The following is a 14,312-nucleotide window of genomic DNA, read 5'->3' as shown; positions in this document are numbered from 1 at the left end:
CGCGATGCCCACGGGGTTCCGTGCTGCTTGGCCGGCCGAGCGGGACGTCGACGCTACTTCTTGCACTTGGTCTTGAAGCCGTCCAGCAGAGCCTTGCCGGCATCGGAGTTGTCACGCACGTACACGCTACCGCCGATGCTGATCGAGGTGTTGCTGGTTGAGATGGACTCGCTGCCGGTCCGCCTGTTGCGGGTGTCGTCTCCGGCGACCGTCCAGATGATCTGGGACTGATCCTTGTTGAACTCGCCGGTGCTGGTCACGTCCGGCTCCTTGTAGACACCATCGCAGTTGTACTCATGATGCGAGACGCCGTTGCCATTGACGACCAGCTGGCCGAGTTTGGACGTGCCGTTGACGTCCTTGACGTAGTAGGTACCGTCGAGCTTGCTGGCGCTGTCGCTGCTTCCGCTGCAGGCGGTGAGTATGAGTGAGCCCGCGGCCAGGGCCGCGATGGACACGGTCATCTTGGCCCGCGTCGTACGTGCAGTGCTGGTGAACCTCATGGCGTTTTCCCTTCGTTCGTTATGGAAGTCGGTATGAGACAGAAGGCCAGTCAAAATAACCTATGGATAGGTGACTTTGGCGGATCGGGATCGTCTGTCAGGTGCCTTCTCGGAGGTTGTCGAGCCGATGCTCAGTCAGCGCTAGCGCGAACTCGGCCTGATTGAGCGTGTGTTCGCCGCCCTGGATGCGCCACCGCAGACGCTGCACCGGCGGGGCGTCTGCCTCTTGGACTGCCAGGTCACCGAGTTCACGCAGCCCTGCGTGCGCTCCCTGCAGCTGTTCCTCGTGGTGTGCCGATCGGCGGCGGGCTGCTGGCCGACACAAACTTCGGCTACTCCCACTGGCGGCCGGTCTCGCGCGGGCGACCAGCCTCCGAGGAGTTCGCGAGGATTCGCCCGGACCAGCCCCGCTGGTCATCTCCCGCCGCCCCCTTCCAGCGGTCCCTGCGACCGCGTACGCCGGGAAGCGGCTGTACCTGCTTCGCCACGGCGGCAAGGAGCAGCTCGACGAAGATCGACACAGTCGCATCGCCGTGGAGACCCGCATGGGCCACGAGGTCGCCGGCCACCTGTTCGCGTGAACCGCAGGCCGCTCGGGAACGTTCCCGGGCGGCCTGCGCGTCGTTGTTCCCGAAGAGAACGGAAGGCGAACAGCAGGGGGTGTGCCATGGGTCGAGTGGTGCTGGAGCGGTTTCCCGCCGGAAGTCCGCGGGGAAGCTGGCCCGCCGAGGAGTACGCGGCGCAGCGGATGCGCGAGGGCGTGCCGGCGGAGGTGGTCATGGACCTGGACAGCGATGCGTTCCTCGTCGTGGTCCGGCAGCGGGAATCCCGTTCCGGTCACTGACCACCCGCGGGAGGGTCCGGTGGGCGCACGGCCCTTGGCCTCGCGCCCGCGCAGCCCCACACTGACCCGATGACTCAGCGTGTGGATCTCGCGACGGTGATGGACCGGCTGGCGATCGACGAAGTGGTCACGGGCTACGCGGTGGCCGTCGACGACGGTGACTGGGAGGCGTACCGGGCCCTGTTCACCGCCTCCGGAAGGGTCGACTACAGCTCGGCCGGCGGGATCGAGGGTCCGGTGGCGGAGGTCGCGGACTGGCTGGCGGAGACGATGATGCTCTTCCCCGTCCGCCAGCACCTGATCGTGAACCGGCTGATCCGGCTGGAGGACCTGGGCGGCTCCCCCGGGGACAGCGCCGAGGTCCGGGCGGACTTCCTCAATCCGATGCGGCTGGCCGGGCCGGACTCCGACGCCGCGGTCACCTCGCCCAACTTCGTCGCGGCCGGGCGCTACGGCTTCGCGCTGGCCCGGACCCGTGACGGCTGGCGGCTCACCCGCGTCACCGTGCACGAGACGTGGCGGCACATGACCGCCTGAGCCGCGGGGGAACCGCTCGACTCGGCCGGGGCACCGGGCACTGCCACACTGGAAGCGGAGGCACGCCATGATCACGATGCGCACGCGGTGGTGGTCCCCTCGATGGCGTGCGCCCGCCGCCGTGGCCGCCGGGGCGCTGCCCGCCCTCGCCTTCCCGGCCCCCGCGCTCTGGTGGTTCGCCTACGCCGCCCTCGTGCCCTGGATGCTTCTGCTGCGCTCGGCCCCCACCGGGCGGCGGGCGGCGCTGGAGGGCTGGCTCGGCGGCGCGGGGTTCATCCTGGCCGTCCACCACTGGCTGCTGCCCAGTCTGCACGTGTTCCTGGTCCCGGTGGCCGCGTTGCTCGGGCTTCTCTGGATCCCCTGGGCGCTCCTGGTGCGGGAGCTCCTCGGCGGGACCCCGGCGGCGGGCCGGGCCTGCTGCGCGCTCGTCCTCGTGCCGGCGGGGTGGCTGCTGTCGGAGCTGGTCCGGTCCTGGCAGGGGCTCGGCGGGCCGTGGGGGCTGCTGGGCGCGAGCCAGTGGCAGGTGGCGCCCGCGCTGCGGCTGGCCTCGGTGGGCGGGGTGTGGCTGGTCAGCCTGCTGGTGGTGGCGGTGAACTGTGCGCTGGTGCTGCTGATCGCGGTGCCGGGGGCGCGGATTCCCGCGGTGGCGGGGATGACGGGGTGCGCGGTGCTGACGGGAGCGGTGTGGGTGTGGGCGGCGCGGCCCGAGGAATCGGGCCGGCTGCGCGTGGCCCTCGTACAGCCCGGCCCGGTGACGGACGGCCCGGACAGTGCGGAGCGGCGGTTCGACGTGGGTGAGCGGCTGACGCGGCCGCTGGCGGGGCAGCGGGTCGACCTGGTGGTGTGGGGCGAGAGCAGCGTCGGCGCGGACCTGACCGCCCGCCCGGACCTGGCCCGGCGGCTGGCCGCGCTGTCGGCACGGGTGGGGGCTCCGCTGCTGGTGAACGTGGACGCGCGGCGGGCGGACCACCCCGGTATCTACAAGAGCGCGGTCCTCGTGGGCCCCCAGGGCCCCACCGGCGACCGGTACGACAAGATGCGGCTCGTCCCGTTCGGGGAGTACGTACCGGCCCGTGGGCTGTTCGGCTGGGCCACGTCGGTCGGCAAGGCGGCGGACGAGGACCGGGTGCGCGGTGACGCCCCGGTGGTCATGGACCTGCCCGGGCGGCCGGAGGGGCCCGGCGGTGTCCGGGTCGGCCCCCTGGTGTGCTTCGAGTCGGCCTTCCCCGACATGAGCCGGCGCCTCACCCTGGACGGGGCCTCCCTGCTCGTCGCCCAGTCGGCGACCTCCTCGTTCCAGGAGAGTTGGGCCCCGGCCCAGCACGCCTCCCTGGCCGCGTTGCGGGCGGCCGAGAACGGCCGCCCGATGGTCCACGCCACCCTCACGGGCATCAGCGTCGTGAACGGCCCCTCCGGCGCGCGGGTCGGCGCCGCCCTGCCCACCTCCGCGAGCACGGCGGCCGTGTACGAGGTCCCGCTCGCCCGCGGCACGACCCTCTACGTCCGCTTCGGGGACTGGCCGGTGGCCGCCGCCCTCGCCGCCCTGGCGGTGTACTGCGCGGTCGCGGGCAGCCGTTCGCTCAGGAGGCCTGCTCCAGGGCCGAGCTCACCACCCGCTCGCACAGCTCGTGGGTTCGCAGGGCGTCGCGGGCGCTGAGCGTCGTACCCGCCGCGACCGCTTCCAGGAAGTGGTCGACGACCTGCTCGATGCCGCGCTGGCGGGCGACGGGGACCCAGTCCCCGCGGCGCCGCACGGTCGGCTGGCCCTTGTGGTCGATGACCTCGGCGAGGTTGACGACCTGCCGCTTGGTGTCGCGGCCGGACACCTCCAGGATCTCCTCGGTGGAGCCGGACAGCCGGTTCATGATGCCGAGTGCGGTGAAGCCGGCGCCGGACAGCTGGAGCACCACCTGGTGCATCAGCCCCTCGCGCACCACCGCTCGGACGTCGAGGTGTTCGGCCTCGCCGGGCAGCAGGAACCGCAGGGTGTCGACGACGTGGATGAAGTCGTCCAGCACCAGCGTGCGCGGGTCCTCGGGCAGCCCGACCCGGTTCTTCTGCATGATGATCAGCTCGCGGGCGTGGTCGGCGCACTGCGCGTAGGCGGGCGCGAAGCGGCGGTTGAAGCCGACGGCGAGGGAGACCCCGAGCCGCTCGGCCCGTTCCACGAGCTGCCGCGAGTGAGCGAGTTCGTAGGCGAGCGGCTTGTCCACGTACGTGGGCACGCCCGCTTCCAGCAGCCGCGTGACGATCTCCGGGTGGGCCACGGTGGCGGCGTGCACGAAGGCCGCGTCGAGCCCCTCGGCGAGCAGCCCGTCGAGATCGGTGTGGCGGCGCGCGGCCGGGACGTGGTGGGTGTCGCCGACCCGCTCCAGGGTGTCGGGGTTGCGCGTCTGCAGGTGCAGCTCGATGCCCGGGCGGGTGGTGAGGACGGGCAAGTACGCCTTCTGCGCGATGTCGCCGAGTCCGATGCAGCCGACCTTCACCGGGGCCTCCAAGTTCGGTCCGTGTGGATCTCGGCAGCATAATCCCTGGTGGCCGGGGCCCGGTTCGCTCAGGATGATCCTCATGACCACCAGTTCAGGATCACACCGCGAAGAACCCGCCACCACCGCCGCCGAGCGGGAGATGCTCGACGGCTGGCTCGACTACCACCGTGCCACCCTCATGTGGAAGTGCGAGGGACTGCAGGACGAGGAGCTGCGCAGGACCCCGCTCGCCCCTTCCGAGTTGAGCCTCCTGGGCCTCGTACGGCACATGGCGGAGGTGGAGCGGTACTGGTTCCGGGAGGTCATGCTGGGCGAGGACCTGCCCGAGCTCTACATCACGGACGAGGACCGGGACGGCGACTTCCACTTCACCGAGGCGGCTACGTGGGCCGAGACCGAGCCGGTCTGGCAGACGGAGGTCGAGCTGGCGCGCCAGGCGGCCGCGGGCCGTTCGCTGGACCTGCTCTCGCAGGCCGAGAACCATCACCGCGGCGAGGTGTTCAGCCTGCGCTGGGTCTACACCCACATGATCGAGGAGTACGCGCGCCACAACGGCCACGCGGACCTGCTGCGCGAGCAGATCGACGGCGCCACCGGCGAATAGGCGGTCCGCCCGGGGGCGGTCCCGGACCGCCCCCGGGGCCCTGTCCGGCGGGTGCGTCCGTCACCCGTGCGGGGTGAATATCGGCTCCGGGTTTTCGCAACGGGGTCCTCGCACAGCAGAGTTGCGCGGGTGCATCCCACCCGAACCACGACAACGCTGCTGCTCGGAGTCGCCTGCGCCGTCTCGGCGGTCTCCGGCTGTGTGCAGGTGAGCCCCGGACCCGTGCGGCCCGCGGCGGCCCCCGCCGCCGGGGCACCGCCCCGCCATCAGCCCCGCGGCGGGCCCGGGGCCGCCCCCGTGACCGTCCGGGCGCCCGCCCTGGAGGCGCTGGAGGCCTTGGAGACGGCCCCGGGGCGGCCCGCTGCCCCGGCGGGCCCTGCGGCCGCCCAGCGGTCCGCGCAGCGCCCCGTACCGGGCGGCTCCGGCGGGCCCGTGGAGGAGGCTCCGCCGGTCCCGGACATCCCGGAGCCCCGGCGGACCGCCGAACCCGTCTCCGGGCACCCGGGCGGCCGCCCGCGGCGTCCCCGGCCCGACGCCGAAGCGGAGCGCGAGCTGATCCGGAAGCTGCCGGTGCGGCCGGCCGATGTGTGCGCACTGGGCCGCAGGCACGGCCAATGGCATCCCGACAGCCCGGAGGCCCGCATCTGCTCGGGCGTCCAAGGGGACTGACCGCCCGCGGACCCAGGGCCTACGGGGACTGCTCGGGGAACGGTCGGGGTCCGGATCCAGGTCCGGGCCCGGCCTCCGGCTCCGCGGCCAGGCGCCGCTCCAGCCGGGCGATGGCGGCCCGTACGCCGTTCCCGTACCCGTCGTCGGACAGCGCCCCGGTGGCCGCGCGGGCCCGGGCCAGGTGGATCCGGGCCGCCTCGGGCCGCTGCAGTTTCACGTAGTCGGCGGCCAGGTTCAGGTGCAGGGACGGGTAGAACACCCGCAGCTGCGGATGCGGCTCCCAGCGCGCGGGCCGCCCGTCCCGGGGCGGCCCGGACCCGGGCTGGTCGCCGGGCTGATCGCCGGGCTGATCGCCCGGGAGGTCATCCGGCAGGTCCACCGGCAGGTCGGCTGCGGCGGTCAGGGCCCGCAGGTCCCAGGCCAGCTCGTCGGCCGGATCGTCCTGTGCGTCGGCCATGTAGTGGGCCAGGGTGCACCGGTGGAGGGAGTCCCCCTCCTCACCGATCTCGGACCAGATCTCCCCGAGCCGGTTGCGGGCCTCCTCGCGGTCCCCGGCGTGCAGCAGGATGACCGCCTGGCCGATCCTGGTCATGACGGCATCCTGCGACGCCTCCTGCTGCTCCGTCACGGCGGCCTCCGGCTTGCTCTGCCAGACCTGCTCCGGTCTGATCATCTAGAAGCTAGCCGGAGGTACCGGCAATGGCGCCGAGGCGCGGGGGGACGTCAGCCGAGGTTCGGGATCCGCCAGTCGATCGGCTCATGCCCCTGGGCGGCAATGGCCTCGTTGATCTGCGTGAAGGGCCGGGATCCGAAGAACTTCTTGGCGGACAGCGGGGAGGGGTGGGCACCCTTGACGACCACGTGCCGCTCCTCGTCGATCAGCGGGAGCTTCTTCTGGGCGTAGGCGCCCCACAGGACGAAGACGGCCGGGTCGGGCCGCTCGGACACCGCGCGGATCACGGCGTCGGTGAACTTCTCCCAGCCCTTGCCCTTGTGCGAATTGGGCTCGGCCTCCCGGACCGTGAGCACCGCGTTGAGCAGCAGGACGCCCTGCTCGGCCCACGGCATCAGGTACCCGTTGTCCGGGATCGGCAGGTCGAGCTCCTCCTTCATCTCCTTGTAGATGTTGCGCAGCGAGGGCGGGGTCTTGACCCCGGGCTGCACGGAGAAGCACAGGCCGTGGCCCTGGCCGGCGCCGTGGTACGGGTCCTGGCCGAGGACGAGGACCTTCACCCGGTCGAAGGGGGTGGCGTCCAGGGCCGCGAACACCTGCTCGCGGGGCGGGTAGACCGGCCCGTTCGCCCGTTCCTTCTCGACGAACTCGGTGAGCTCTTTGAAGTAGGGCTGGTCCAGCTCCCCGCCGAGGACGGGGAGCCAGGACTCGGGCAGCATCTGGGTCACGGCGACAACCTCCGGTACAAGTTCGTGCAACTGCTCGTGCAACTGCTCCAGAACCTACCGGGGCCCACTGACAATGCGTCGGCCGCCCGGGGCGGCCGACGCATTGCTGCCGGTGCTACCAGCTGGTCTTGCGGTAGAACTCCCACATCTGCATGACGGTCTGCGGGTCCAGTGCCCGCTCGGAGCCCGCGATGTCCTCGCGCGCCGCGACGTAGAGCTTGCCCTGCCACAGGGGCAGCAGGCGGACGTCGTCGGCGAAGATCTTCTGGGCCTGCTCGAACTCCTGGACACCGGCCGAGCGGTCACCCTCGCGGCGGGACTTGGGCAGCAGGTCGTTCACGATCTCGGCGGGCTCGTACGGGGTGCCGACCGCGTTCTCCTTGCCGACGAACGGCGCGATGAAGTTGTCCGGGTCCGGGAAGTCGGGGAACCAGCCGCGGCCGAAGATCGGGTACTCACCGCTCTTGTAGCCGGTCTGGAAGGTCTTCCAGGGCTGGCTGCGCAGGGTGATCCGGAACAGCTGGCTCTCGTCCAGCTGCCGCTTGAGCTCGGTGAACTCGTCGGCGGTCGAGGAACCGTAGCGGTCGGTGGTGTACCAGAAGGTCAGATCGACCGGCGTGGCGATCCCGGCGTCCCTGAGGATCTTCCTGGCCTTGGCGACGTCCGCGGCGCCGTACTTGTCGTAGAAGGGCGTCTTGTGGCCGACGACCCCCTTCGGAACCATCGAGTACAGCGGCTCTGCGGTGCCCTGGTAGACCTTGGAGACGAGCGCACCGCGGTCGACGATCTGGGCGATGGCCTGGCGGATCGGGAGCTTGGCGACCTGGGGGTCCTTGGGGTTGAAGACCAGGTAGCGGATCTCGGCGCCGACGTTCTCGACGACCTGGACGCCCAGGGCGTGCGACGCGGGGGTCTGGAGGTCGGTGATCTCCGGGGCCGACAGGCCTCGGTAGGTGGCGTCGATCTCCTTCGCCTTCAGCGCCGCGATCATCTTCGGCGAGTCCGCGAAGTAGCGGATGGTCACCGCCTTGTTCTTGCGGTTGGCGAAGCCGGTGTAACTCGTGTTGCCGGTGAGCACCGCCTCGGCGCCGTCCTTGTACGAGTCGAGCACGTACGGACCGGAGCCGGTGATCTTGTCGCCCTCGCGGATCTTGTCGGCCGGGTAGTCCTTGGGCGCGACGAGCGAGGCGGCGGGCGAACCGAGGACGTACGGGAAGGTGGCGTCCGAGGTGTTCAGGTGGAAGACGACCGTCAGCGGGTCCGGCGTCTCGATCTTGTCGAGGGTGCCGAAGAGACCCTTGGGGCCGACGTTGGAGCCGATGGTCTTGATCCGGTCGAGGGAGTACTTGACCGCATTGGCGTCGAGCGGCTCGCCGTTGGAGAACTTCAGGCCCTTGCGCAGGGTGCACCGGTAGGCCTGGCTCGCCGCGTCCGTGAACTCGCAGCTCTGGGCCGCGTCGGGCTGGGGCTTGCTGGAGCCCGTCGGGAACGCCAGCAGGGTCTGGTAGACGTTCCGGTACAGCTCCCAGGAGCCGTCCCACGCGGCCGCGGGATCGAGGGTGCTCGGGGTGCTCGTGGTACCGACGACGATCCTCTTCATCTCGTCGCCGTCGTCCTCCGACAGCAGGCCGCAACCGGCGAGCAGGGATATGGACGCAAGGGCCGCAGTGATCTGCAGGCATCTGGTCCGGTTGAACACGTGCACGCTCCTCGATCAGCCAGGGGTGCGGCAGACCCTACCGCAGTGCCCCACGAATCCAATGGGGTGGTTTCGTGAGGCACTTGACCGGTTCCGTACATATTCGATACGCATTTACCTCTCTTTCGGAGGCAAATACGTCCGATTATCGGTCAGTGGACCCCGGCATTGAGGAACATCCCACCGTCGACGACGAGAGTTTGCCCGGTGATCCATTCCGCTTGTGCAGATGTGAGGAACGCCGCCGCCCCGCCGATGTCCTCCGGGACCCCGAGCCGGCCGAGCGGATAGGCAGCCGCGGCCTCCTGCTCCCGACCCTCGTAGAGCGCCTGCGCGAACTTCGTCTTGACCACCGCGGGGGCGATCGCGTTCACCCGGACCCCGGGCGCCATCTCGTGCGCGAGCTGGAGCGTGAGGTTGATCATGGCGGCCTTGCTCATCCCGTACGAGCCGATGAAGGGCGAGGCGGAGACCCCGGCGATGGACGCGATGTTCACGATCGCGCCGCCGTTGTCCTTCTGCCAGGCGTGCCAGGTCCGCTGGGCGAAGCCCAGCGCCGAGATCACATTGGTCTCGAAGACCTTCCGCGCGACCCCGAGGTCCAGGTCCGCGATCGGCCCGAAGACGGGATTGGTGCCCGCATTGTTCACCAGGAAGTCGACGCGCCCGAAGGCGTCCATCGCGCGCTCGACGGCGACGGCCTGGTGGGCCTCGTCGTGCGCCTTGCCCGCGACGCCGATCACCCGGTCCGCACCGAGCCGCTCGACGGCCTCCTTGAGGGCCTCCTCGTTGCGGCCGGTGATGCAGAGCCGGTCGCCGCGGGCGACCAGTGCCTCGGCGATGCCGTAGCCGATGCCCCGGCTCGCCCCGGTGATCAGCGCGACCTTGCCGCTGTCGATACCGCTGTACGTCATGTCTGCGCCCTGTCTCTCGTGGAACCGTCAGCTGAGCGGGCCGCCGGCCACGTACATGACCTGGCCGGAGACGAAGCCCGCGGCCTCCCCAGTGAAGAAGGCGATGGCGTTGGCGATGTCGTCCGGACGACCGACGCGCTGGACCGGGATCTGGGTGGCGGCGGCCGCCTGGAAGTCCTCGAACCCCATCCCGACGCGGGCGGCCGTCTGGGCGGTCATCTCGGTGACGATGAAGCCGGGGGCGACGGCGTTGGCGGTGACGCCGAACTTGCCGAGCTCGATGGCCAGGGTCTTGGTGAAGCCCTGCAGGCCGGCCTTGGCGGCGGAGTAGTTGACCTGGCCGCGGTTGCCGAGCGCCGAGCTGCTGGAGAGGTTCACGATGCGGCCGAACTTGGCCTCCACCATGTGCTTCTGACAGGCCTTGGACATCAGGAAGGCACCGCGCAGGTGCACGTTCATGACCGTGTCCCAGTCGGTCTCGGTCATCTTGAACAGCAGGTTGTCGCGCAGCACGCCCGCGTTGTTGACCAGGATGGTCGGGGCGCCGAGCTCGCTCGCGACGCGCGCGACGGCCGCCTCCACCTGCGCGCCGTCGGAAACGTCGCAGCCGACCGCGAGGGCCTTGCCGCCGGCCGCCTTGATGGCCTCCACGGTGTCCTTGCAGGCCGCCTCGTCGAGGTCGAGTACGGCAACGGCCCGGCCCTCGGCCGCCAGGCGTACGGCGGTGGCCGCGCCGATGCCCCGGGCCGCCCCGGTCACGATCGCGACGCGCTGCTCGGTGGTGGACATGCTGGATCTCCTCGCCCTTGAGAGACGGTCACCCAGAAATGAGCAACCGCTTAGTAGCTTCAGCTGAGGAGACGCTAGGAGCCCCGGCACCCGGTGTCAACGCCACCCGGTCCGGCCGCGTCGACGGTCCGGGCACGGTGCTCCGAAAAAGGACCCCGAAGCACCGCCGCGACCCTCAGCGGACCAGCAGGTCCAACAGCCGCTCCACCTCTGCCCCCGGATCGGCCGTCAGGCCGGTGTGCACCGGACCCGGCTGCACCACGGTGCTCCGCGGGGCGATGAGCCAGCGGAACCGCCGCCCAGCGTCGTCGCCCGCCGCCTGCCCCGCCTCGGCCCCGCCGCTGCACACGCCCTCTACCCCGCGCAGGGCCGCCCGTACCCCGGCCACATCGGCCCCGGGGTCCAGCGCGAGGAGCTTCGCCTCGTCGAGGTGGGTGCGGGCGGCCACGTACGTGTGCGCCCGGCAGTAGACGATCACGCCCGCGTTGAAGCACTCGCCCCGTTCCATCCGGGGCACCACGCGCACCAGCGCGTACTCGAACACGTCCCGCTTGGTCACTTGCTGCCGCTCTTCTTCTGGTGGGTCTTGTGGGGCCATTCCGGCAGGTGGTCGGTGAGCCAGCCGGGAGGTCCGGCAGGCGTCTTCACCTCGGCCTCCAGCGAGATCCTCTCGTGGATCGTGGCCGCGCGCGGAAGCAACGCCTCCACATAGGCGCGGCGCAGCGCATCGGTGGAGTCGAAGCCCGGCTCGTCGACCAGCCACTCGTCGGGAACGTCGGCCGCGACCTCCGTGAGTAGCTCCTCGGTCACCAGCGGCGCCAGCGCGGCGGCCGCGGCGGCGACGTCCGGGCCCACGGGGGCCAGTACGTGATCGGAGGCGTTGTAGGGCTTGGCGGCCGCGGCCGCGGCGGTGGGCCAGTTGTGGTGCCAGATCATGGTCGCGCCGTGGTCGATGAGCCAGAGGTCCCCGTGCCAGACCAGCATGTTCGGGTTGCGCCAGGAGCGGTCGACGTTGTTGATGAGGGCGTCGAACCAAACCACGTGCCCCGCCTCGACCGGGTCGACCTGGTACGCGAGCGGGTCGAAGCCGATCGATCCGGGCAGGTAGTCCATGCCGAGGTTGAGCCCGCCACTGGCCTTGAGCAGCTCCTGGACCTCCTGATCGGGCTCGCCGAGCCCGATCACGGGGTCGAGCTGCATCTGCACCAGCCGTGGGACCCTGAGGCCCAGCCGCTGGGCCAGGCGGCCGCAGATGACCTCGGCGACCAGGGTCTTGCGACCCTGGCCGGCTCCGGTGAACTTCATGACGTAGGTACCGAGGTCGTCGGCCTCGACGATCCCCGGGAGCGAGCCGCCTTCACGCAGGGGCGTGACGTAACGGGTCGCGATCACTTCTGTGAGCATTTTCCCAGGCTAAGGGCTGTCCCGTAATCCGCGGTGGGCCAGCGCGCGGCGTACGCGCCCGCCACCCACGCCCGCGCCACGGCGATCAAGGTCACCAACTCCCGACTGACCCGGGCGTGGACCGACACCGCCACGACGTCGACCCGGCCCGGTCCGTCCGTGCCCGGTATCGGAGGCTGCTCCAACACCGAACCCCAGACGGGTCAGATCGGCGGCCCGGCGCCGTACCGCCGGTCCTTCACCTACGACGTCACCGGCAACCGCACCTCCTCGACCGACCACGACCCCGCGGGCGACGCCTCGAGCAACACCGTGACCCGGAAGGACGCCGTCGGCAGCCCTCAGTCGCTGACCTGGAGTCCCGAGGGCAAGCTCGAATCAGCCGCCACCGCCACGGGTACCTCCACGTACCTCTACGACGCGGAGGGGACCGGGGAAGACCACCCTCTGCCTCGGCACGACCGAACTCACCCTCAACACCCCTACGACTACGGCCACAACGCGTCCGGAACCCTCCGGCAGTACCAGACGATGTACGCTCACGCGGACGGCCGTACCACGACGCAGAGTTGGGGAACGTTCGACGTGCACACCTGGCAGGGACACAAGTTCTCCAGTGAATCGCAGAACCAGATCAAACTGGAAGTCACGATATGCGGCCAGATGGGAACATGCAGGTGACGGCGCTCCGGGCCAAGGCAGGCCTCTACCTGGCAGCAGCCTCGGTCCTCCTCTCGGCCGGCTGCGGCACGCACCAGGAGCGGACGACCGACGACCCAGGGTCAGCGGCCTCGGCGCCGGCCACACGTCCGTCGACACCGCTGTCCGACCTGGCCCGGCTGGAGTCGGCCCTCGCGAACCAGGCGGGCGCGTCCGGATCCGCGCCCACGGGCAGCGGGCTCAGCCTGGCCCGGCACGTCGGCAACTCCGCCTCGTACCTCTGGGAAACGAGCGAGGGGAAGGTCTGCTTCGCCCAGGGAGCCGTCTCGGGCGCTGCCATGCACGAAACCGCGTGCCTGGACGCCGCCAAGACGACGGTCGAGGAACCCGGATCGCGTCTCGACACGTTCTTCGGCCCCGGTGACGGCTTCTCGGAGCCCTACGTCGTGTTCGCGGCCGCTCCGGAATCCAAGGTGACATCCGTGAAGTACGAGGCCAAGGACACTTCCTGGACGCTCGTCAGAAAACTGGATGCCCGGGCGTCGGGGCGCAACGTCTACTACGTGACGCTTCCGGACGGTCACAAGGGTTGGATCGACGTGACACTGGAACAGTCTGACGGCGCGAAGGTGGCGGACCGTCTTCCCGTCACCATGGGCAAGACGCCCTAGCGACCCGAGTCGATTCTTCGATCGCTGCGGCCCTTCCCATGCGGAGCGGGCGAACGGCCGCAGCGATAGAACGTAGATTCGAGGTCAACTCTTTCGAGGCGTCCGGCGCACGTTGCCGCTGGGCGGCCCGGCTCCGCGAGGGAGGCGGAGTCCGCGATCGCCTCGGCCATCCGACCCGCTGAGCGGCTCCCGCCCCGTTCCCCGTTCCCCGTTCCAGTCGCCGTCAGCGCTAAATTCGCCCAGGGCCGGGAGACGCGTATTCGTGCAAAGGATTGGGGGAGCATGCTTTCTCGACCTCGGTCGCGAGGCGCCCCGACTGACATGGCTCCATGAACCCGCCACACCGATCTCGTCTCAATTCACCGCGTGAGTCGACTCATTGAGCGCCGGCGCTTTCTCGTACGGGTTAAGTTGTTTTACAGGACGGCGATTTGGCGCGCAGGGGGCAGGAGATGGCGTCAGGTTCGCTCGCCGGCAGCGGAGTTCAGCAGGTCGGCCACCTTCCACCGGCGGTCGGCCGGAACGAGGCCGAGGAGCAGGACCTCCCACATCTCGTCGACACGCTGGTCCAGGTCACTGCGGCCGGTGAGCACCGAGGAGACCATCTGGATCCCGGCCAGACCGGAGATCACGAGATATGCCACGGCGTCCGGTGAGATCGTCGGCACGATGTCACCGTCCTCGATGGCCTTGCGGACCATGTTCTCGCACGCGTCGATCCACGTCCGGTACGCGACGGGCAGTTCGCCGGTGTAGGTGAGCTCCATCAGCAGCCGGGTACCGGCCCGGACGATGACGTCCTTGTCGATCATCCGCGCGGTCGTCTTGGAGATCGCCACGATCTGTTCGAGCGCGCACCCGTCGCTTCGGGTGATCTCCTCCACGACGGCGCTCATCCGGCTGGTGTGCTCGTTGAGGACCGCCCTGGCGAGGGCTTCCTTGGCCGGGAAGTGGAAGTGCAGCGCACCTCTGGTCGTCCCGGCCCGCTCGACGATCCGACCGAGGCTCGCGCCGGCGAACCCCTCCGTGTCGAACACGGCTGCGGCGCTCTCGATGATGTGCTGCCGGGTCGCGAACGCCCGTTCCTGCTGAACTTCTCTCATCCGTTGGACCCTCCCAACGGGGCAA

Annotated in this window: 18 protein-coding genes; 7 read left to right on the top strand and 11 right to left on the bottom strand. The window is 70.3% G+C overall.

The genetic code is table 11. From position 1 onward, the window contains the following. Positions 1-53: 53 nt before the first annotated feature. The gene (locus OG207_RS35290; protein WP_329104343.1) at positions 54-503 is read right to left on the bottom strand and encodes a hypothetical protein; all 450 of its coding nucleotides are present in this window, start codon (positions 501-503) and stop codon (positions 54-56) included. Positions 504-835: 332 nt separating this feature from the next. After that, positions 836-1,024 carry a hypothetical protein gene (locus tag OG207_RS35285; RefSeq protein WP_329104340.1) on the bottom strand — a complete coding sequence of 63 codons (189 nt, stop codon included), beginning with the start codon at positions 1,022-1,024 and terminating at the stop codon, positions 836-838. Between the two features lie 146 nt (positions 1,025-1,170). Between OG207_RS35285 and OG207_RS35280 the strand changes: the two genes are divergently transcribed. The 3 genes from OG207_RS35280 (at position 1,171) to lnt (ending at position 3,541) form a co-directional block, all read left to right on the top strand. After that, a complete protein-coding gene (locus tag OG207_RS35280; protein WP_181382610.1) occupies positions 1,171-1,347 on the top strand; it encodes a hypothetical protein in 177 nt (58 codons plus the stop codon). A gap of 69 nt (positions 1,348-1,416) precedes the next feature. Then, positions 1,417-1,884, top strand: a complete 468-nt coding sequence (locus tag OG207_RS35275) for a nuclear transport factor 2 family protein (RefSeq protein WP_329104338.1) — start codon at positions 1,417-1,419, stop codon at positions 1,882-1,884. Positions 1,885-1,951: 67 nt separating this feature from the next. Continuing rightward, on the top strand, positions 1,952-3,541 hold the full coding sequence (gene lnt, locus OG207_RS35270) for an apolipoprotein N-acyltransferase (RefSeq protein WP_329104336.1): 1,590 nt from the start codon (positions 1,952-1,954) through the stop codon (positions 3,539-3,541). Here lnt and OG207_RS35265 read toward each other — a convergent pair. Next, entirely contained in the window at positions 3,465-4,370 is a 906-nt protein-coding gene (locus OG207_RS35265) for a Gfo/Idh/MocA family protein (protein ID WP_329108120.1), read from the bottom strand. The two genes, lnt and OG207_RS35265, sit on opposite strands and share 77 nt — an antisense overlap. 82 nt (positions 4,371-4,452) lie before the next feature. Here OG207_RS35265 and OG207_RS35260 point away from each other — a divergent pair, with 82 nt between their 5' ends. Both OG207_RS35260 and OG207_RS35255 read left to right on the top strand, forming a co-directional pair. Further along, positions 4,453-4,977 carry a DinB family protein gene (locus OG207_RS35260; RefSeq protein WP_329104334.1) on the top strand — a complete coding sequence of 175 codons (525 nt, stop codon included), beginning with the start codon at positions 4,453-4,455 and terminating at the stop codon, positions 4,975-4,977. Between the two features lie 129 nt (positions 4,978-5,106). Beyond that, positions 5,107-5,646, top strand: a complete 540-nt coding sequence (locus OG207_RS35255; protein ID WP_329104333.1) for a hypothetical protein — start codon at positions 5,107-5,109, stop codon at positions 5,644-5,646. Between the two features lie 19 nt (positions 5,647-5,665). Here OG207_RS35255 and OG207_RS35250 read toward each other — a convergent pair whose 3' ends face one another. From OG207_RS35250 to OG207_RS35220, 7 genes are all read right to left on the bottom strand, one after another. Continuing rightward, the gene (locus OG207_RS35250; RefSeq protein WP_329104331.1) at positions 5,666-6,319 is read right to left on the bottom strand and encodes a hypothetical protein; all 654 of its coding nucleotides are present in this window, start codon (positions 6,317-6,319) and stop codon (positions 5,666-5,668) included. A gap of 50 nt (positions 6,320-6,369) precedes the next feature. Next, positions 6,370-7,038, bottom strand: a complete 669-nt coding sequence (locus tag OG207_RS35245) for a uracil-DNA glycosylase (RefSeq protein ID WP_189973646.1) — start codon at positions 7,036-7,038, stop codon at positions 6,370-6,372. Between the two features lie 124 nt (positions 7,039-7,162). Continuing rightward, positions 7,163-8,746 (bottom strand): ABC transporter substrate-binding protein, encoded by a 1,584-nt coding sequence (locus OG207_RS35240; protein WP_329104329.1) that lies wholly within the window; start codon positions 8,744-8,746, stop codon positions 7,163-7,165. A 152-nt stretch (positions 8,747-8,898) separates the two neighbouring features. After that, on the bottom strand, positions 8,899-9,660 hold the full coding sequence (locus tag OG207_RS35235) for an SDR family oxidoreductase (RefSeq protein ID WP_329104327.1): 762 nt from the start codon (positions 9,658-9,660) through the stop codon (positions 8,899-8,901). 27 nt (positions 9,661-9,687) lie between these two features. Continuing rightward, positions 9,688-10,449 carry a 3-oxoacyl-ACP reductase FabG gene (gene fabG / locus OG207_RS35230; protein ID WP_329104326.1) on the bottom strand — a complete coding sequence of 254 codons (762 nt, stop codon included), beginning with the start codon at positions 10,447-10,449 and terminating at the stop codon, positions 9,688-9,690. A gap of 175 nt (positions 10,450-10,624) precedes the next feature. Further along, a complete protein-coding gene (locus OG207_RS35225; RefSeq protein WP_329104324.1) occupies positions 10,625-11,008 on the bottom strand; it encodes a DUF3037 domain-containing protein in 384 nt (127 codons plus the stop codon). Continuing rightward, positions 11,005-11,853 (bottom strand): HipA family kinase, encoded by an 849-nt coding sequence (locus OG207_RS35220; RefSeq protein ID WP_329104322.1) that lies wholly within the window; start codon positions 11,851-11,853, stop codon positions 11,005-11,007. The genes OG207_RS35225 and OG207_RS35220 overlap by 4 nt, the downstream gene beginning before the upstream one ends. A 33-nt stretch (positions 11,854-11,886) precedes the next feature. On the opposite strand from OG207_RS35220, the gene OG207_RS35215 reads away from it, so the two are divergent. Next, positions 11,887-12,534 (top strand): hypothetical protein, encoded by a 648-nt coding sequence (locus OG207_RS35215; RefSeq protein WP_329104319.1) that lies wholly within the window; start codon positions 11,887-11,889, stop codon positions 12,532-12,534. Then, positions 12,507-13,184, top strand: coding sequence for a hypothetical protein (locus tag OG207_RS35210; RefSeq protein WP_329104318.1), 678 nt, complete (start codon positions 12,507-12,509; stop codon positions 13,182-13,184). The genes OG207_RS35215 and OG207_RS35210 overlap by 28 nt, the downstream gene beginning before the upstream one ends. 458 nt (positions 13,185-13,642) lie before the next feature. On the opposite strand, the gene OG207_RS35205 is transcribed toward OG207_RS35210, so the two are convergent. Then, positions 13,643-14,287, bottom strand: coding sequence for a ScbR family autoregulator-binding transcription factor (locus OG207_RS35205; protein ID WP_329104316.1), 645 nt, complete (start codon positions 14,285-14,287; stop codon positions 13,643-13,645). Positions 14,288-14,312: the final 25 nt, after the last annotated feature.

The sequence above is a fragment of the Streptomyces sp. NBC_01439 genome, assembly GCF_036227605.1.
Classification (GTDB): Bacteria; Actinomycetota; Actinomycetes; order Streptomycetales; family Streptomycetaceae; genus Streptomyces.
The sequence above is the reverse complement of the archived record's forward strand: the minus strand, read 5'-3'. Positions and strand labels throughout refer to the sequence as shown.